The organism is Streptomyces sp. NPDC007929 (assembly GCF_042959065.1).
Taxonomy (GTDB): domain Bacteria; phylum Actinomycetota; class Actinomycetes; order Streptomycetales; family Streptomycetaceae; genus Streptomyces.
In genome coordinates, this window is record NZ_JBIBKD010000001.1 from 75,537 (window position 1) to 94,129 (window position 18,593).

General features: G+C 74.4%; 16 protein-coding genes and 1 pseudogene. 10 read left to right on the forward strand and 7 right to left on the reverse strand.

What is annotated here, in order from left to right; translation table 11 throughout:
* Nucleotides 1–8 precede the first annotated feature (8 nt).
* The 7 genes from ACFZDE_RS00405 (at nucleotide 9) to ACFZDE_RS00435 (ending at nucleotide 8,227) form a co-directional block, all read left to right on the forward strand.
* Complete coding sequence (locus ACFZDE_RS00405; RefSeq protein ID WP_391196038.1) at nucleotides 9–1,034, forward strand: iron chelate uptake ABC transporter family permease subunit; 1,026 nt, start codon at nucleotides 9–11, stop codon at nucleotides 1,032–1,034.
* Nucleotides 1,031–1,867, forward strand: a complete 837-nt coding sequence (locus tag ACFZDE_RS00410) for an ATP-binding cassette domain-containing protein (protein WP_391196041.1) — start codon at nucleotides 1,031–1,033, stop codon at nucleotides 1,865–1,867. Before ACFZDE_RS00405 ends, ACFZDE_RS00410 begins: the two co-directional genes overlap by 4 nt.
* 92 nt (nucleotides 1,868–1,959) lie before the next feature.
* Entirely contained in the window at nucleotides 1,960–2,676 is a 717-nt protein-coding gene (locus tag ACFZDE_RS00415) for a hypothetical protein (protein ID WP_391196043.1), read from the forward strand.
* Complete coding sequence (locus ACFZDE_RS00420; protein ID WP_391196045.1) at nucleotides 2,673–3,215, forward strand: histidine phosphatase family protein; 543 nt, start codon at nucleotides 2,673–2,675, stop codon at nucleotides 3,213–3,215. The genes ACFZDE_RS00415 and ACFZDE_RS00420 overlap by 4 nt, the downstream gene beginning before the upstream one ends.
* A gap of 27 nt (nucleotides 3,216–3,242) precedes the next feature.
* A complete protein-coding gene (locus ACFZDE_RS00425; RefSeq protein WP_391196047.1) occupies nucleotides 3,243–3,869 on the forward strand; it encodes a YigZ family protein in 627 nt (208 codons plus the stop codon).
* 201 nt (nucleotides 3,870–4,070) lie between these two features.
* Nucleotides 4,071–5,234, forward strand: a complete 1,164-nt coding sequence (locus ACFZDE_RS00430) for an exonuclease SbcCD subunit D C-terminal domain-containing protein (protein ID WP_391196049.1) — start codon at nucleotides 4,071–4,073, stop codon at nucleotides 5,232–5,234.
* Nucleotides 5,231–8,227, forward strand: coding sequence for an AAA family ATPase (locus tag ACFZDE_RS00435; RefSeq protein WP_391196052.1), 2,997 nt, complete (start codon nucleotides 5,231–5,233; stop codon nucleotides 8,225–8,227). The genes ACFZDE_RS00430 and ACFZDE_RS00435 overlap by 4 nt, the downstream gene beginning before the upstream one ends.
* Before the next feature lie 2 nt (nucleotides 8,228–8,229).
* On the opposite strand, the pseudogene ACFZDE_RS00440 reads toward ACFZDE_RS00435, so the two are convergent.
* Nucleotides 8,230–8,646, reverse strand: a pseudogene (locus ACFZDE_RS00440) (Lrp/AsnC family transcriptional regulator); the annotation flags it as partial.
* Here ACFZDE_RS00440 and ACFZDE_RS00445 point away from each other — a divergent pair.
* Nucleotides 8,615–9,028, forward strand: coding sequence for a rhodanese-like domain-containing protein (locus ACFZDE_RS00445; protein ID WP_391196054.1), 414 nt, complete (start codon nucleotides 8,615–8,617; stop codon nucleotides 9,026–9,028). The pseudogene ACFZDE_RS00440 and the gene ACFZDE_RS00445 sit on opposite strands and share 32 nt — an antisense overlap.
* Before the next feature lie 45 nt (nucleotides 9,029–9,073).
* Complete coding sequence (locus ACFZDE_RS00450) at nucleotides 9,074–9,592, forward strand: Imm21 family immunity protein (protein WP_390992003.1); 519 nt, start codon at nucleotides 9,074–9,076, stop codon at nucleotides 9,590–9,592.
* Between the two features lie 6 nt (nucleotides 9,593–9,598).
* Here the strand turns inward: ACFZDE_RS00450 and ACFZDE_RS00455 are convergent, their stop codons facing one another.
* Both ACFZDE_RS00455 and ACFZDE_RS00460 read right to left on the reverse strand, forming a co-directional pair.
* Nucleotides 9,599–11,290, reverse strand: coding sequence for a DUF885 family protein (locus tag ACFZDE_RS00455; RefSeq protein ID WP_391196057.1), 1,692 nt, complete (start codon nucleotides 11,288–11,290; stop codon nucleotides 9,599–9,601).
* Between the two features lie 31 nt (nucleotides 11,291–11,321).
* Nucleotides 11,322–11,813, reverse strand: coding sequence for an Lrp/AsnC family transcriptional regulator (locus tag ACFZDE_RS00460; RefSeq protein WP_030835643.1), 492 nt, complete (start codon nucleotides 11,811–11,813; stop codon nucleotides 11,322–11,324).
* A gap of 67 nt (nucleotides 11,814–11,880) precedes the next feature.
* Here ACFZDE_RS00460 and ACFZDE_RS00465 point away from each other — a divergent pair, with 67 nt between their 5' ends.
* Nucleotides 11,881–13,101 carry a PLP-dependent transferase gene (locus ACFZDE_RS00465; RefSeq protein ID WP_391197399.1) on the forward strand — a complete coding sequence of 407 codons (1,221 nt, stop codon included), beginning with the start codon at nucleotides 11,881–11,883 and terminating at the stop codon, nucleotides 13,099–13,101.
* A gap of 9 nt (nucleotides 13,102–13,110) precedes the next feature.
* Here ACFZDE_RS00465 and ACFZDE_RS00470 read toward each other — a convergent pair whose 3' ends face one another.
* The 4 genes from ACFZDE_RS00470 to ACFZDE_RS00485 form a co-directional block, all read right to left on the reverse strand.
* Nucleotides 13,111–14,370: a GNAT family N-acetyltransferase gene (locus ACFZDE_RS00470; protein ID WP_391196059.1), complete on the reverse strand. Its 1,260-nt coding sequence runs from the start codon at nucleotides 14,368–14,370 to the stop codon at nucleotides 13,111–13,113.
* Between the two features lie 109 nt (nucleotides 14,371–14,479).
* Nucleotides 14,480–16,042, reverse strand: coding sequence for an alkaline phosphatase D family protein (locus ACFZDE_RS00475; protein ID WP_391196062.1), 1,563 nt, complete (start codon nucleotides 16,040–16,042; stop codon nucleotides 14,480–14,482).
* Between the two features lie 127 nt (nucleotides 16,043–16,169).
* Nucleotides 16,170–17,609 (reverse strand): aminotransferase class I/II-fold pyridoxal phosphate-dependent enzyme, encoded by a 1,440-nt coding sequence (locus ACFZDE_RS00480; RefSeq protein WP_391196065.1) that lies wholly within the window; start codon nucleotides 17,607–17,609, stop codon nucleotides 16,170–16,172.
* A gap of 67 nt (nucleotides 17,610–17,676) precedes the next feature.
* Nucleotides 17,677–18,507 carry an alpha/beta fold hydrolase gene (locus ACFZDE_RS00485; protein WP_391196067.1) on the reverse strand — a complete coding sequence of 277 codons (831 nt, stop codon included), beginning with the start codon at nucleotides 18,505–18,507 and terminating at the stop codon, nucleotides 17,677–17,679.
* Nucleotides 18,508–18,593: the final 86 nt, after the last annotated feature.

Below are 18,593 nucleotides of genomic sequence, written 5' to 3' on the forward strand. Positions count from 1 at the left end.
CGGACGCCGTGAGCAGGCCCCGGCGGCCGGCCGGACTCGCGCTGGGCGCGGCCGGGACCGTCGCGCTCGTCGCCTCCCTCGCCGTGGCCATCACCATCGGCCCCGCCGACATCGGCGTCGGCGACGTGTGGTCCGTCGTGTCCGCCCACCTCGGCATCGGCAGCTCGGAGCTGACGCCGATCAGGGACGGGATCGTCTGGCAGCTGCGGCTGCCGCGCACCCTGCTCGCGGCCGTGTGCGGGGCCGGACTCGCCGTGTGCGGAGCGGTGATGCAGTCGCTGCTGCGCAACCCGCTGGCCGACCCCTTCGTGCTCGGGGTGTCCTCGGGCGCCTCCACCGGAGCCGTCCTCGTGGTCGTGCTCGGCGCGGGCGGCGGCGCCCTGTCGGTCTCCACGGGCGCGTTCCTCGGCGCCCTGCTGTCGTTCGCGCTGGTACTGCTGCTCAGCCACACCCTCGGCGGTACCACCGACCGGGTCGTCCTCGCGGGCGTCGCCGCCATGCAGTTCTTCTCCGCCCTCACCTCCTTCGTCGTGATGACCTCCGCCGACGCCGAGACCACCCGGGGCGTGCTGTTCTGGCTCCTCGGCTCGCTCGGCGGCGCCGGCTGGGCGGACGTATGGCTGTGCCTGGCCGTGCTGGCCGTGGCCCTGGTGGTCTGCCTGTCCTACGCCCGTACCCTCGACGCCTTCGCCTTCGGGCAGGACGCCGCGGCCGCGCTCGGGGTGTCCCTCGCCCGGACCCGCCTGGTGCTGCTGTGCGTGACGGCCCTGCTCACGGCCGCGCTGGTCAGCTCGGCCGGGGCGATCGGCTTCGTCGGACTGGTCCTGCCGCACGCCGCCCGGGCCCTGACCGGTCCCGGGCACACGCGGCTGCTGCCGGTCACCGCCCTGGCGGGAGCGGTGTTCCTGGTGTGGGTGGACACCCTGGCCCGGACCGTCCTCGATCCACAGGAGGTCCCGGTGGGGGTCGTGACCTCACTGATCGGGGTGCCCGCGTTCGTGGCGGTGCTGTACCGGACGAGGAGAGCGCGATGAGCGGCGCGGCGGGGGCACCGGCGGAGGCGGGCGCGGTGAACGGCACAGGAATTCCGGCATCGGCGGGGCTGCGGGCCGAGCGGGTGAGCCGCCGTGTCGACGGGCGTCTCGTCCTGGACGGCGTCGCCCTCGCGCCGGAGACCGGCTCCACGGTCGGCGTCCTCGGACCCAACGGCTCCGGCAAGTCCACACTGCTGCGGCTGCTGGCCGGGCTGCTCACACCGACCTCCGGAGTGGTCACACTCGACGGCACACCGCTGGGCGACCTGCCCCGCCGCACGGTCGCACGCCGCCTCGCCGTGGTCGAGCAACAGTCCGACACCCAGGTCGAGTTGACGGTCGAGGACGTCGTACGGCTCGGCCGAGTCCCGCACCGGCGCGCCTGGACCCCCGCCCGTCCCGACGACGAACGGGCCGTGCGCGCCGCCCTGGAGCGCACCGGCCTCGACGGCCGGGCCCGGCAGCCCTGGCACACCCTCTCCGGCGGCGAACGCCAGCGGGTGCAGATCGCCCGCGCGCTCGCCCAGGAACCCCGCGAACTCCTCCTCGACGAGCCCACCAACCACCTCGACATCCACCACCAGCTCGACCTCCTCACCCTGGTGACGGGCCTGCCCGTCACCACCGTCGTCGCCCTGCACGACCTCAACCTCGCGGCGATGTACTGCGACCGGGTCGTCGTGCTGTCCGCCGGGCGGCTCGTGGCCGCGGGCACGCCCGGCGACGTCCTCACGGAGCGGCTCATCGCCGACGTGTACGGGGTGCGGGCCGCCGTCAGCCGTGAAGGGCCCGAGGGACGGCCCCATGTGCGGTTCCTGGGCACACTGACCTGAGCGGGAGGACCAGGCGGGGCGTTTCGCGCCACGGCGGTCGCGAAACGCCGAACCTGCCCGCGAGCGGCCGCCCACCCGCCTACGCTCGCCTCGTGCTGCGCATCATCGACGCCCGAACCCGTGAGCCGGTCGACGCCGCCCCGGCCCGCCGGGGCCTGACCCGTGTCGAGGTGCACGCACCCGGCTCCGACACGACGAACCTGCGGGTGCTGCTCGTCGGGGACCTGCTCGTGCGGACCCTGGAACTCGGCGGCACACCGGTGTGGGCGCTGCTGACCGGCGGCCACCGGCAGGCGGAACTGCGCGCGGACGCCGCGACGCTCGGCATCCGCCCCTTCGAGGACAGCCCCGGCGTCGGAGCCGGTCTCGGTGAGTCCCAGGTCGTCCACGTCACCGCCGAGGACGGGGCGGCCCCCGCAGGGGTGCGGATCGCCGTCGCCCCCGCGGAGCCGGGCCCGCCGCACCCCCGCGACCCCGCCGTCCTGCGCCTCGCCCTGATCAGCCGCCACCACGGCTCCCCCGTCCGGCTGGAAGCGGCCGGACTCGACGACGCCCACGCCACCCTCGCCCGCTGGCGCGCCGCGGTCGCCCGCTGGGCGCGCCGGCCCTCGCGGCCGGTCCCCGACGACGTGCGGGGACGGCTGCGCGACGCCTGGGACGACGACCTCGACGTGCCACGCGTCCTGGACGTCCTGCGCCAGGTCGAGACCGAGCCGGACCTGGCGGACGGCGCCCGCTTCGAGACCTACGCCTACGCCGATCGCCTGCTCGGCCTCGACCTCACCCGCGACCTGGGAACCCCGTCATGATCCAACGCTCCGGAGCGGGCCCGCTGCGCCGCTTGGTCCTGCTGCGCCACGCCAAGGCCGCCTGGCCCCTGGACGTCGCCGACCACGAACGCCCGCTCGCCCCGCGCGGCCGCCGCGACGCACCCGCGGCCGGACGGGCCCTGGCCGCCGCCGACCTCCTGCCCGACCTGGCGCTGTGCTCCACCGCCCTGCGCGCCCGCCGGACCTGGGACCTCGCCGCCGCCGAGTGGGGCACGCCGCCGCCCGTCCGGCACGACCGGCGGCTGTACGCGGCCGGGCCCTCAGGCCTGCTGGCCGTGGTGCACGAGGTGCCCGCCGAGGTGGAGACGCTGCTGCTCGTCGGGCACAACCCGGGCCTGGAGGAACTGGTCCTGGCCCTCGCGGCCGACGGCCTCGACGACACCCTGGAGCAGGTCCGCACGAAGTTCCCCACCTCGGCGATCGCCGTCCTGTCCTGGCACGGCACGGCCTGGCGGTCGCTCGCCCCCCGTACCGCGCTGCTCACCTCCGTGACCGTCCCCCGGGGCGCCAGGAAGTAGGCCCGGGTCCGCGCATAGGCTGGTCCGATGCCCGACGAATACCGCACGGTCGCCGGCGCCGGCGTGCACGAGACCGAGGTCAACCGCTCACGCTTCCTGTGCGCCCTCGCCCCCGCGGCCACCGAGCAGGAGGCCCAGGACTTCATCGCCGCGGTCCGCAAGCGGCACGCCGACGCCTCCCACAACTGCTGGGCCTACGTCATCGGCGCCGACGCCTCCGTGCAGAAGGCGAGCGACGACGGCGAACCCGGCGGCACCGCCGGAGTCCCCATGCTCCAGATGCTGCTGCGCCGCGACATGCGGTACGTCGTCGCCGTCGTCACCCGCTACTTCGGCGGGGTCAAACTCGGTGCCGGGGGACTCATCCGGGCCTACGGCGGAGCGGTGGGCGAGGCCCTGGACGCCCTCGGCACCCGTACCCGCCGCAGGTACCGGCTGGCCACGGTCACCGTCGACCACCAGCGGGCCGGCAAGCTGGAGAACGACCTGCGCACCGGCGGGCGCGACGTCCGGGACGTGCGCTACGGCGAGGCCGTCACCCTCGAGATCGCCCTCCCGGACGCCGATGTGCCCGCCTTCCGCTCCTGGCTCGCCGACGCCACCGCCGGCACGGCCGGTTTCGAGCTGGGCGGGGAGGCGTACGGGGACGCGTGACGACGGCTCTCACTGCACACGTGCGCGCGGTACACATAGGGACATGTCCGTGCAATCACCCCTGGATGTGCGTGATATGCCGGGGTTCGTGAGGGAGCGGAGGCCCGTACGCGTTAGCGTGGTGGGTGCTGACAGCGAGCCGTACCGGCTCGCGCGGGTGATGCGGAAAGCAGGGGGAGACATGCGGGTCGGAGCGGCGTCTTGAGGCTGCTGCACACCTCCGACTGGCATCTGGGCCGGGCCTTCCACCGGGTGAACATGCTCGGCGCCCAGGCCGAGTTCATCGGACACCTCGTCACCACCGTGCGCGAGCGCGCCGTGGACGCGGTGGTCGTGTCGGGAGACGTCTACGACCGTGCCGTGCCGCCGCTGGCCGCCGTCGAGCTGTTCGACGACGCCCTGCACCGCCTCGCCGACCTCGGCGTGCCGACCGTGATGATCTCCGGCAACCACGACTCGGCCCGCCGGCTCGGCGTCGGCGCCGGGCTGATCGGGCGGGCCGGGATCCACCTGCGGACCGAGCCCGCGGCGGCCGGCACCCCGGTGGTGCTGTCCGACGCCCACGGCGACATCGCCTTCTACGGGCTGCCCTATCTCGAACCGGCCCTGGTGAAGGACGAGTTCGGAGTGGAGAAGACCGGGCACGAGGCCGTGCTCGTCGCCGCCATGGACCGGGTCCGCGCCGACCTCGCCGCCCGCGCGCCCGGCACCCGCTCCGTCGTCCTCGCCCACGCCTTCGTCACCGGCGGCGAACCCAGTGACAGCGAGCGGGACATCACCGTCGGCGGCGTCGCCGCGGTGCCGGCCGGGGTGTTCGACGGCGTCGACTACGTGGCGCTCGGGCACCTGCACGGCTGCCAGACCCTCACCGACCGCGTCCGCTACTCCGGCTCCCCGCTGCCCTACTCCTTCTCCGAGGCCGCCCACCGCAAGAGCATGTGGCTGGTCGACCTCGCCGCTGACGGCTCCCTCGACGCCGAGCGCGTCGACTGCCCGGTGCCCCGCCCCCTGGCCCGGATCCGGGGCACCCTGGAGGACCTGCTCGCCGACCCGGACCTGGCACGGCACGAGGAGGCCTGGATCGAGGCGACCCTGACCGACCCCGTCCGCCCCGCCGACCCGATGGCCCGGCTCACCGCGCGCTTCCCGCACACCCTCAGCCTCGTCTTCGACCCCGACCGCGACGAGGACGAGTCCGAGGTGTCCTACGCCCGGCGCCTCGCCGGACGCAGCGACCAGCAGATCGCCGAGGACTTCGTCGCCCATGTGCGCGGCGCCGGACCCGACCCGCACGAACAGGGCGTGCTGCGGGACGCGTTCGACGCGGTCCGCGCCGACGAGACCGTACGGGAGGTGGCCCGGTGAGGCTCCACCGGCTCACCCTCACCGCCTTCGGCCCCTTCGGCGGCACCCAGACCGTCGACTTCGACGACCTGTCGGCCGCCGGGCTGTTCCTGCTGCACGGCCCCACCGGCGCCGGCAAGACCTCCGTCCTCGACGCCGTCGCCTACGCCCTCTACGGCTCGGTGCCGGGCGCCCGGCAGGGCGCCGGACAGGGCACGGCCCTGCGCAGCGACCACGCCGCACCCGCCACCCGCACGGAGGTCACGCTCGACCTCACCGTCGCCGGACGCCGCCTGGAGGTCACCCGGCAGCCGCCCTGGGAGCGCCCCAAGAAGCGCGGCACCGGCACCACCCTGGACAAGGCCCAGACCTGGCTGCGCGAGTACGACGCGACGGCCGGGACCTGGAAGGACCTCAGCCGCTCCCACCAGGAGGTCGGCGAGGAGATCACCCAGCTGCTCGGCATGAGCCGGGAGCAGTTCTGCCAGGTCGTGCTGTTGCCGCAGGGCGACTTCGCCCGGTTCCTGCGCGCCGACGCCGAGGCCCGCGGCAAACTGCTGGGCCGCCTGTTCGACACCCGCCGCTTCGCCGACGTCGAGAAGCGCCTCGCCGAGCGGCGCCGCGCCACCGAGACCCGGGTGCGCGACGGGGACGCGGAACTGCTGGCCGACGCCCACCGCATGCAGCAGGCCGCGGGCGACGCCATGGAACTGCCCGACCTCGCCCCGGGCGAACCGGGTCTCGCCGAGGCCGTACTGAGCGCCGCCGCCGTCGCCCGCAGCACCGCTCGCGAGCAGCTCACCGTCGCCGCCTGCACGCTCAGCGCCGCCGAGTCCGCGCAGGCCGCCGCCGGCCGCGCCCTGGACGACGTACGCGAACTCGCCCGGCTCCAGCAGAGGTTCGCGCAGGCACGGGAGCGGGCGGCGCGCCTGGAGCAGGGCGCCGAGGCCTACCAGGAGGCGCAGGCGCTCATGGAGCGGTCCCGCAAGGCCGAGGCGGTCACGCCCGCCCTGGACCTGCGGGAGGCCTCCGAAGCCGAGCACCGCCGGGCGGCAGCCGCCGAGGCACGCGCGCGTGCCCAGCTCCCGGAGACCTTCGCCGACGCGGGCGCGGCCGGACTGGCCGCCGCCGCCCGCCGGGCCGCCGAGGAACTGGGCGGACTCGACGCGGCCCGCCGGGCCGAGCGGCGCCTGACCGAACTCCTCGACGAGCGCGCCGGCCTGGACCGCCAGGAGCGCGCCGACGCGGATCTCCTGCACGAGGCGCAGGCCTGGCTCGACGGCTGGGAGGAGACGCACACCGCACTCCAGGCCCGGGTCGACACCGCGCAGCAGGCCGCCGCACTCGCCGAGCAGCTCGCCGAGCGGCGCGAGCCCGCACAGCAGCGGCTCAGGGCGGCCCGTCTGCGCGACCAGCTCGCCCAGGACACGGACCGGGCGGTCGAGCGGGTGCGCACCGCGCGGGACGAGGCGCTGCGGGCCAAGCAGCACTGGCTCGACCTCAAGGAGCAGCGCCTGAACGGCATCGCCGCCGAACTGGCCGAGCACCTCACCGACGGCACGCCCTGCGCCGTCTGCGGCGCCACCGAACACCCCGACCCCGCCCGCAAGGTCGCCGGGCACGTCGACCGCGCGGCGGAGGAGCGGGCCCTCGCCGCCTACCAGCGTGCCGACGAGCAGCGCGCCGAGGACGAACGGCGTCTGTCCGTCGTACGGGAGGCCCTCGCCGCGGCCGCCGCGGAGGCCGGTGACAGCTCCACCGAACAACTCGCCGGCGAGGCGGCGGAGGTGGAGGAACGGTTCGTGCAGGCCCGCAGCGCCGCCGCCGAGCTGCACACCGCGCGGGAACGGCTGCGGCAGGCGGGCCAGGAGCACGAACGGCGCCTCGCCGCCCGGCAGGAGACCGCCGTCCGGGCCGCTTCCCGGGTCGGCCACCGCGAGCGGCTGGACCGCGAACGGGCCGCGCTGGAGCAGGAGCTGGACCGGGCGCGCGGCTCCCAGGAGAGCGTCGCCGCGCGGGCCGCACAGCTGGAACGGCGCACCGCGCTGCTGACGGACGCCGCCGACACCGCCCGTGCCGCCGAGGACACCGCCCGGCGGCTCAAGGACGCCGACGCCCGGCTCGCCGACGCCGCCTTCCGCGCCGGTTTCGAAACCCCGCAGGCCGCGGCCGCCGCCCTCCTCGACCCGGCCGCCCACCGCGAGCTGCAACGCCGTCTGGACGCCTGGCAGCACGAGGACGCCGCCGTACGGGCCGTCCTCGCCGAAGCCGACACGGCCGCGGCGGCCCGCGAGCCGCAGGCCGGTCTGGAAGCGGCCCAGCGCGCCGCCGACGAGGCCGCCCGGCGGCTGCGCGAGGCCGCCTCCGCCCACGACGCCGCCGGCCGGCGCTGCGCCGAACTCGACCGGCTCTCCGCCCGGGCGACCGCCTCGGTGCGCCGACTGGCGCCGCTGCGCGAGGAGTACGACCGGGTGGCCCGGATGGCCGGCCTCGCCGCGGGCACCTCGGCCGACAACGAACGCCGTATGCGCCTGGAGTCCTACGTCCTGGCCGCCCGGCTGGAACAGGTCGCCGCCGCCGCGACCGTCCGGCTGCGCCGCATGTCCTCCGGCCGCTACACCCTCGTCCACTCCGACGACCGCACCGGGCGCGGCCGCAGCGGACTCGGACTGCATGTCGTCGACGCCTGGACCGGCCGCGAACGCGACACCGCCACCCTGTCCGGCGGCGAGACGTTCTTCGCCTCGCTGTCCCTCGCCCTCGGCCTGGCGGACGTCGTCACGGACGAGGCGGGCGGGGTCCGGCTGGACACCCTCTTCATCGACGAGGGCTTCGGCAGCCTCGACGACCAGACCCTCGACGAGGTCCTCGACGTGCTCGACTCGCTGCGCGAACGCGACCGCAGCGTCGGCATCGTCAGCCATGTCGCCGACCTGCGGCGGCGGATCCACGCCCAGCTTGAGGTCGTCAAGGGCCGGTCCGGCTCGACACTGCGCCGACGCGGCACCGGCTGACGTCAGCGCCCCAGGGGCCGCCGGGGCAGCGGCGAGGAGTACACCACGCTCGTCGTCACCGAACCCAGCGCCCCGATCCTCCCCGACACCTCCTCCAGGTGACGCATCGAGCGGGCCGTGACCTTGATGACGAAACAGTCGTCCCCCGTCACGTGGTGCGCCTCCAGGATCTCGGGCGTGACGGCGACCAGGTCGTGAAAGGGCTTGTAGTTGCCGTTCGGATACCTCAGGCGCACGAACGCCAGGATCGGCAACCCCAGCCTCCCCCGAGCTCTCGGCTACGCTCGAGCAGGGGGTACCCCCATCGGGTCCACCACCGCCGCGTAGCCCCGGATGACCCCGGCCTCCTCCATACGGCGCACCCGGTCGGTGACCGCGCTCGCGGACATGGAGACGGCACGGGCCAGCTCGGCGAAACTGGGCGTCTCCGACGTCGCCGCCGCACTCGGCGCCGGCGGCGACCCCGGCTTCGTCCTCGTCGACTCCCGCTCCACCGAGGCGTGGGACCAGGGCCGCATCCCCGGCGCGCTCCACCTGCCGACCGCGCTCGTCCCCGAGCGGGCCGGGCAGCTCCTGGACCGGTCGGTGCCCGTCGTCACGTACTGCTGGGGCCCCGGCTGCAACGGCGCGGCCCGTGCCGCCCTGGCCCTCGCCGAACTGGGCTACCAGGTCAAGGAGATGCTCGGCGGCTTCGAGTACTGGGTGCGCGAGGGGCTGGCGTTCGAGACCTGGCAGGGACGTGAGCAACGGGCCCCGGACCCCCTGACGGCGCCCGTGGACGCCGGTGCCTGCGGCTGCTGAACCCCCGATCCCCTGCCGGGAGTTGACCCTGTAGGTTCTTGCGCCATGGTGCGATACGCGGAACCGGGCGCAGTGGAGTGGGTGGAGTCGGGAGGCGGACCGCTGATAGCGGTGCCGGAGACCGTCCTGCCGTTCTGGGCGGGTGCCGACGGCGAGGAGACGGCCTCGGACTACGACCGGGCCTGCGAGGTGGACGGCCAGGTCGGCCTCCTGCCGGTCGGCGACTGCACCGCCCTGGTCCTGGGCGACGAGCCCGCCTCGACCGCCTACCTGCCCGAACGGGGCATGTTCGTCCGCTGGTGCGCCGCCGACTCCGAGCACGAACTGCTGGCGAGCGTCCCGCCCGCGGCAGCCACGGCGCAGTGGGGGCCGGAGACGACCTGGCGGGTGCCCGGGCCGGTCCGGCTCTTCGACGCGGCCTGGCCCGGGACGGGCCTCGCGGACACCGACCAGGTCCGGGTGGCCCTGGAACCGGGCCGGTACGCGGTTCGCGCGGCCCGCGTCCAGCCGGGCCCGGAGACCTGGCTGGACCTGATCGAGCTGCGCCTCCTGGCACCCCGGTAGCGGCCCCTACAGCTGGGACAGTTCGTCCACCAGGTCGTCCAGCCCGAGGGACCCCTGGGACAGTGCGGCCATGTGCCACGCCTTCGGGTCGAAGGCGTCGCCGTGACGGGCGCGGGCGTTCTCACGGCCCAGCAGCCAGGCCCGCTCGCCGAGCTTGTAGCCGATGGCCTGGCCCGGCATGGACAGGTAGCGGGTCAGCTCGCTCTCCACGAAGTCCGCCGGGCGGCTGCTGTGCGAGCCGAAGAACTCCTGCGCCAACTCCGCCGTCCAGCGCTCGCCCGGGTGGAAGGGAGAGTCGTCCGGGATCGTCAGCTCCAGGTGCATGCCGATGTCGATGATGACGCGCACCGCCCGCATCATCTGGGCGTCCAGGTAGCCGAGCCGGCGCTCCGGGTCGGTCAGGAAGCCCAGTTCGTCCATCAGCCGCTCCGCGTACAGCGCCCAGCCCTCGGCGTTGGCGCTCACCATGCCGACGCTCGCCTGGTAACGGGAGAGGTTCCGCGCCACGTGCTTCCACTGAGCCAGCTGGAGGTGGTGGCCGGGCACGCCCTCGTGGTACCAGGTCGACACCAGATCGTAGACGGGGAACCGCGTCTCGCCCATGGTGGGCAGCCAGGTGCAGCCCGGACGGGAGAAATCGTCCGACGGCGGCGTGTAGTAGGGGGCCGCGGCGCTGCCCGGAGGGGCGATCCGCGACTCCACCCGGCGCACCCGCTCGGCCAGGTCGAAGTGGGTGCCGTCGAGGGCGTCCATCGCCTCGTCCATGAGGCTCTGCAGCCAGTCGCGGACCTCGTCGACGCCCTCGATGTGCGTGCCCTGCGCGTCCAGGTGGGCCAGCGCCTCCCACGGCGTGCCGGCGCCCGGCAGGATCTTCTCGGCCTCGGTCTTCATCTCGCCGAGCAGCCGGTGGTACTCGGACCAGCCGTAGGCGTACGCCTCGTCCAGGTCGAGGTCCGTGCCGTTGAAGTAGCGCACCCAGCGGGCGTACCGCTCCCGGCCGACCACGTCCGGGGCGCCTTCGATCGTCGGCGCGTACACGTCCCGCATCCAGTCGCGCAGCCGCACGACCGCCTCGGTGGCCGAGCGGGCGGCCGTGTCCAGCTCGGAGCGCAGGGCCTCGGGGCCGGCCGCCGCGTACTGCTCGAACCAGCCGTGGCCCGCGCCGTCCGCGTCGGCCCACTCGCCGAGCTGCGTCACGAAGGTGGCGGTGGCACGGGGCCCGGCGTACAGCTTCCGCTCCAGGCCGAGCGCCAGGGACTCCCGGTAGCCCTCCAGCGCGGCCGGGACGCCCCGCAGCCGCTCGGCGATCGCCGCCCAGTCCTGCTCCGTCTGCGCGGGCGTCAAGGTGAACACCTGCCGCACGGCGTGCGCGATGGAGCTGAGATTGCTGACGGAACGCAGGCTCTCGTCGGCCTCGTGGACCGCCAGTTCGGCGCCCAGCCGCTCGCGCAGCAGTCGCGCGCACCGGCGCTCGATGTCACTGTCCGCGCCGGGCAGCCGCTCGGCCTCGTCCAGCCGGGCCAGGGTCCGCCGCGCCAGCTCCGCGAGCGCCTCCTGCCCCGCGGGCGAGGTGTCGGGCAGCCTGCTCGAACTCTCCTTGTCGCCGAGGAACGTGCCGGTGATCGGGTCGAGGGCGACGAGCTCGTCGACGTAGGCGTCGGCGACCTCTCGGGGCAGCGGGCTCTTGATCTCAGACATGCGGCCATCCTCGTACGGCGGACCGCACACGTCACGCGGATTGAGCCGAGGGCGAAGGCGGCAGCAGCGGACCGCACTCCCACTGCTGGAAGATCAGCCGGGTCTCCACCCGCGCCACCTCCCGCTGTGACGTGAACTCGTCCAGCACCAGCCGCTGGAGGTCGGCCATGTCGGCGACCGCGACATGGACCAGATAGTCGTCGGGACCGGTCAGGTGGAACACCGTCCGTGACTCCGGCAGGACCCGGATCCGCTCCACGAACGGCCCCACCAGCTCCCGCCGGTGCGGCCTGACCTGCACCGACAGCAGGGCTTCCAGTCCCCGTCCGAGCTTGGCCGGATCCAGTTCCAGCCGGTGCCCGAGGATCACGCCCGACCGGCGCAGCCGCGTGACCCGGTCCAGACACGTCGACGGCGCCACCCCGACCTGCGCGGCCAGATCCCGGTAGGTCGCCCGGGCGTCGTTCTGCAACAGCCGCAGCAGATGGAGATCCACCGGATCGAGTACGACAGATTCAGCCATGGGCCGAACGTAGCACGGGATGTGCCCCCAGAACCCCGCCCGATGTTCACCCTTGCCCACCATGGACATGGACACAACGAGCACGCGCGTCCACGACGCCGTACGCACCGCACCGCGAGCCCTCGCCACCGAGGCCGTGCACGCCGGACGGGACGACCTCGCCCGGCAGGGCCTGCACGCCCCGCCCATCGACCTGTCCACCACCTACCCGTCGTACGACAGCCGCGGCGAGGCGGCCCGGATCGACGCCTTCGCCACCACCGGCGCCGAGCCGGACGGCCCGCCCGTCTACGGGCGGCTCGGCAATCCGACCGTCGCCCGCTTCGAGACCGCCCTGGCCCGCCTGGAGGGCACGGAGGCGGCGGTGGCCTTCGCCAGCGGCATGGCCGCCCTCAGCGCCGTCCTCCTCGCCCGGGGCTCCATGGGCCTGCGGCACGTCGTCGCCGTACGCCCCCTGTACGGGTGCAGCGACCACCTGCTCACCGCCGGGCTGCTGGGCTCCGAGGTGACCTGGACCGACCCGGCCGGCGTCGCCGAGGCCCTGCGCCCGGACACCGGACTGGTCCTGGTCGAGTCCCCGGCCAACCCCACGCTCGCCGAGGTCGACCTGCGGGCCGTCGCACACGCCTGCGGCTCGGTGCCGCTGCTCGTCGACAACACCTTCGCCACGCCGGTCCTCCAGCGCCCCGCCGAGCACGGGGCCCGGCTGGTCCTGCACAGCGCCACCAAGTACCTCGGTGGGCACGGCGACGTCCTCGCGGGCGTGGTCGCCTGCGACGAGGAGTTCGCGGGCCGGCTGCGGCAGGTGCGCTTCGCCACGGGCGGTGTGCTGCACCCGCTGGCCGGCTACCTGCTGCTGCGCGGTCTGTCCACCCTCCCCGTCCGGGTCCGGGCGGCCTCCGCCACGGCGGCCGAACTCGTCCGCCGCCTCGCCGCCGACCCGCGCGTCGCCCGCGTCCACTACCCGCGCATCGGCGGCGCGATGGTCGCCTTCGAGGTGCACGGCGACCCGCACGAGGTGATCGGCGCGGTCCGCCTGATCACCCCGGCGGTGAGCCTCGGCAGCGTGGACACCCTCATCCAGCACCCGGCCTCCATCAGCCACCGCATCGTCGACGAGGACGACCGCAGGGGAGCCGGCGTGAGCGACCGGCTGCTGCGCATGTCGGTGGGCCTGGAGGACGTGGACGACCTCTGGTCGGATCTGGACGCGGCGCTGGGAGAACGCCCCGAAAGGGGCGCGGGGAACTGCGCGAACAACCACGAAGCACCCGCACTCGCCAACTGACGTACACCCCTAGGGTGCGGAGGCGCTCCCCAGCTCCTCCGCACGCGTCACGACCGCCTCACCCAGCCGCGCAGTGATGACCAGCGTGCCCTCCTCGACCTGGTAGTCGAGAGGCAGCCCCAGCCCGCGCATGGCCGCGACCATCCCCGTGTTGGACGCTTGCGTCACGGCGTACACACTCGAGCACCCGGCATCGACCGCCATCCCCACCAGCCCGCGCAGCAACTCCGATCCGACACCCCGCCGCTGCCACGTGTCCTCGACGAGCAGCGCGACCTCCGTCTCGTCGCCGTCCCACAGCAGGTGACCGAGCCCGACGACCCGCCCGGAGGCCGTCTGCACGGCGAGGGTGCGGCCGTACCGCGGACTGAGCAGGTGGTTGAGGTAGCGGTCGGCGTCCCGGACGGGCCCGTGGTAGCGCAGCCTCAGCGTGCCCGCCGAGCAACGCCCGTGCATCGCCCGGGCCGCTTCCAGGTCACGGGTGTCGGCCCGCCGCACGGTGATGTCGCTGCCCTCGGCGAGCGTGAGCACGTCCCGTCCGTGCGGCAGGCGCGGTCCGAGCCGGGCGTCGAGCTCCACCAACGCCCTGGCGCGGGCGAACTCGGTGGGCGTGAAGGGCAGATACGGCCGCTCGACGGTGATCACACCGCCTTCCGGGCCGCGCAGCCGCATCACGGTGTCGTCCAGGGCGCCCTCGACGGGAACGCCTCCCGCGCTCCGGTCACCGCCGTCGGCCGGAGCGGGACGGGACCGGATCGTGCACCGGCCGAGCAACTGGCGCAGGGCCAGTGGCAGTTCCGCGGCGTCCAGGGCGGTGCGGGCGGCGAGCCCGAGGACCCGGGTCGGCGCGTCGACCAGGTCGTGGGCGTCGGCCCGCTCGATCCAGGTGTCGGTGCCGCCGGCCGACTCGACGGCCGTGGTGACCTCGGACGCGGGCAGGTCGGCCGGGCCACGCAGCAGGAACTCGTCGACCGTGCCCGTCGCCAGCGGGTGCGTCTGCAGGCTCAGGATGTCGACACGCTGCCCGGCCAGGGCACCGCACAGCGCGGCCAGTGACCCCGGTTCGTCCTGAACCGTGGTCCGCATCCGCCACAGGGAGTGCGCCCCCGGCACCGGCCGCGGTGCCGGGGACCCGGTATCACTCGTCGGCGGTGCGTGTTCCTGGCGCCGTGTCCGCCAGGTGTGGAACGCCGCCGTGGCCCGCCGCCACGCGGTGGTGGGGCGGCAGTTGTCGTCGGGGTGCGTCACTTGAGTCGTGTCTCGCGTCATGCACCCACTGTGACGGAACGGTGTTGCGTGATCGCGAACGCTTTGTGACCGGCGGGTAAAGGAGCTGGTTTGCCCACTTTGTCAACGCTTCAAACGTTGCGCTCCGTACCTACTGCCCGACCCGGCCCGGCTGGAGGGTCCGGGTGAACAGCACGGCGCCGTCCTGCTCCCGCAGACGCACCGTCAGCTCCCCGCTGTGGCCGTCGATGTCGACCTCGCCGAAGAACTGGTAGCCGCCGGCGGGGGAGACGTTGGCGGTCGTCGGCGCCTTCACGAACACGCGGTCCGGGCCGAAGGTGCCGTCCAGCGCGGTCGCGGGGAAGGCGCCGGCATTGAGCGGGCCCGAGACGAACTCCCAGAACGGCTCGAAGTCGGTGAAGGCCGCCCTGGACGGCTGGTAGTGCTGCGCCGAGGTGTGGTGCACATCGGCGGTCAGCCACAGCGTGCCCGTGATCCGCCGGTGCTTGACGAACCGCAGCAGTTCGGCGATCTGCAGCTCGCGGCCGAGCGGCCGGCCGGGGTCGCCCTGCGCGACGGCGTCGATGTTCGCCCCGTCCGGGACGACGAGGCCGATCGGCATGTCGGCGGCGATCACCTTCCACACCGCCCGGGAGCGGGACAGCTCGCGCTTGAGCCACTCCAGCTGTTCCCGGCCGAGGATGGACTGCGGGTCGGCAGGCCGGTCGCCCGGAGAGTTGGCGTTGCGGTAGGTGCGCATGTCCAGGACGAACACGTCCAGCAACGGGCCGTGGTGCCGCACGCGGTAGACCCGGCCGTCGGGGCGGCGCAGCGTGGAGATCGGGACGTACTCGGAGAACGCCCTGCGGGCGCGGGCGGCGAGCACGTCCACGTTCTTCTCGGTGTACCGGGCATCGGTGAGGATCTCGCCCGGGTACCAGTTGTTGAGGACCTCATGGTCGTCCCACTGCACGATGGACGGCACCCGGGCGTTGAAGGCCCGCAGGTTCTCGTCCAGGAAGTTGTAGCGGAAGTTGCCGCGGAACTCCGCGAGCGTCTCGGCGACCTTCGCCTTCTCCTCGGTGGTGACGTTCCGCCAGATCCGGCCGTCGGGCAGGGCCACGGTGCCGGTGATCGGGCCGTCGGCGTAGATGCTGTCGCCGCTGCAGAGGAAGAAGTCGGGGTCGAGGGCGCCCATCGCGTCGTAGATGCGGTAGCCGCCGAACTCCGGGTTGATGCCCCAGCCCTGCCCGGCCAGGTCGCCGGACCAGACGAACCGCACGCCGTCACGGCGCTGGGCGGACGCCGTACGGAACGTGCCCGTGACCGGCTCCCCGGAGCGGCGCGGATCGTCCGGGTCGGCGAGCAGCACCCGGTAGTGGATCTGTTCGCCGGGCGGCAGGCCGTGCAGCCGGGTCGTGCCGGTGAAGTCGGTGCCGGGGCCCAGCAGCGGCCCGTGCCATCTGCCGGGGTTGCGGAACGACTCGGTCGCCGACGTCTCGACGATCATCCGGGCCGGCCGGTCGGAGCGCACCCACACCAGACCGGAGTCGCGGCTCACGTCTCCCGCCTGCACACCCCACCGCGCCGTCGGGCGCCCGGAACGGGCGAAGGCGGGCGCCGCGCCGAGCGCGGCGGGCAGGGACAGGGCCGCCGACGCGGCCAGGGAGCCACGCAGGACGCTACGGCGCCCGGGCAACGGACGGTGGGACATGGATGCGCCTCCAGGGACGGGAACCGGCCGCGTGTGCAGAGCCATCACTACTGGCACGCCGCAGCGCACACACGAACCCCAAGTGAACAACCGGCCGCGGGGTGAGGGAACGCGCGAACCGGCCGCCTCACCCGGACGCCGCGGCGGCCATCAGCCGAACGCCCTCGGCGATCCGGGCGGGCGGCACATGGGCGTAGCCCAGGACCAGCCGGACCTCCTCGCCCCGCTCGGACCCGGCCGGCGCACGGGTGTACGCCGAGAGCGGGCGCACCGCCACCCCCGCCCGCGTCACCTGCGCGAGGAACCGCTCCTCGGGCCCGTACCGCTGCGGCAGCGCGGCGATCACATGCAGGCCCGCGGCGATCCCGGACACCCGCGACCCGGGGAAGTGCGCGTCCAGGGCGGCGACCAGCGCGTCGCGCCGCTCGCGGTAGGCGCGCTGGCAGCGACGCAACTGACGGTCGTAGTCGCCGCGCTCCAGGAACCGGGCGAACAGGGCCTGGTCGAGGGTCGGGTGGCCGAGATCCATCGTGCGCTTGCGTTCGACGATCTCCTCCGTCCAGGACTCCGGCACCAGCAGCCAGCCCAGCCGCAGACCCGGCGCGAGGGACTTGCTGACCGAACCCGTGTAGGCCACATGGTCCGGGTCCAGCCCCTGGAGCGCGCCGACGGGAGCGCGGTCGTAACGGAAGTCGCCGTCGTAGTCGTCCTCCAGGACGATGCCGTCCACCGACCGGGCCCAGTCCAGCAGTTCCGCGCGCCGCCGGGCCGAGTAGGCGAGGCCGGTGGGGAACTGGTGAGCCGGAGTCGTCACCACCGCCCGCACGCCCGAGGACCGCAGCGGCTCCAGCGCGACTCCCTCGTCGTCCAGCGGCAGCGCCACGGCGGTGACACCGGCCGAGGCGTACAGCGCGTCGTGCTGCGGACTGCCCGGGTCCTCCACGCCGACTTCGCGCACCCCGCGCGCGTGCAGCGCGAAACCGAGCAGCGCCGTCGCCTGGGCCACCCCTGAGACCACCACGATCCGCTCCGGGTCGGCCACCACGCCCCGCCGCCGGGCGAGCAGTTCGGCCAGCGCGGTACGCAGCCTCGGCAGCCCGCGCGGATCGGGATATCCCAGCTCCTGGTGCGGCAGTTCCGCCAGTACGCCCCGCTGCGCGGCGGCCCATGCCGCGCGCGGGAACAGGGCAAGGTCCGGCGTCCCGGGCACGAAGTCCGCGCGGGCGCCGGGGACGCGCGGGGCCAGGTCGTGCGCCCGTGGCCGCGCGGCCCGCACGGCTTCGCCCACCCAGGTCCCGGAGCCCCGGCCGCTGCGCAGATAGCCCTCCGCCGTGAGCTGCTCGTACGCCTCCGTGACCAGCCCGCGCGAGACCCCCAGGTCCGCCGCGAGGTCCCGGCTCGACGGCAGCCGGGTACCCGGCGTGAGCCGGCCCGAGCGCACCGCCTCGCGCAGCGCCGCCTGGAGGGAACGGCCACGCGCGCGTGCCGGGGCCGAGGCGGCGGGGAGCAGCAACTCCCAGGCGGCGGACGCCGTACCGTCGCCCGGGTCCCGCCGCACTCGTCTCATGAGGGGAGACCTTAGAGGGTCCTCACCAGCGCGGGGACCTCGGGAGGTTCGCCGTCCCCGGGGTGGGTCAGCGGCTGCCGTCGAGGACCACCCTGGCCACCAGCGCCGGGTCGTCGTTCATCGGGACGTGGCCGCACCCGGGCAGCCGCACCAGCCGGGCCCGCGGGATGACGCCCTTGGCGCGCACGCCCTGGCGGGGGATGAGCAGCCGGTCCCGGCTGCCCCACGCCACCGTGACCGGTGTGCCCACGATGTCGTCGGTGAAGCGCACGGTCCGCCCGGAGTGCAGGGTCTCGTAGAAGCCCTGCGCCTTCGCCAGCGCGAGCGTCTCGGCGACCACGGCCTCGGGTGAACGGCGGCCCGGGCGGGCGTAGATGGTGCTGGTCAGCAGGGTGCGGCCGAGGGCCGGGCGGGCCAGCCGCTCGACCACCGGCGGCGGCAGGCGGCGGGCGATCCGCCGCATCGTCGACAGCACGGTGAAGGCGTAGCGGCGTTCGGCCTCGCTCCAGAACCCGGCGGGGGACAGGGCGGTGACCGAGCGGACGAGCTGCGCCCGGGCCAGGTCCAGCGCCAGCAGGCCACCCAGCGAGTTGCCCGCCACGTGCGGCCGTTCGATCTCCAGCGCCTCGAAGAGCGCCCTCAGGACCGCGCTCATCGTGGGCAGGTCGTGCGCCATGCCGTCGGGGAGCGCCGGTGAGTCGCCGCAGCCGGGCAGGTCCACGGCGATCACGTCGCGTTCGGCGGCGAGTGCGGGGATCACCGGTTCCCACGCCTGCCGGTGGTGGCCGATGCCGTGCAGCAGGAGCAGCGGTTCGCCGCTGCCCCGGCGTGTGTAGGACAGGGTCACGCTCTGCTCGCCCTGCGCGGAGGCGACTTTGAAGGAGACGGTGGCGGACATGGGGTGCTCCTCGGCTGTACTCGCTGACGGACGCTGTAGACAGCTTGTCAGCAATTGCTACCCACGGGTAGCCCCATGGGGTGCCA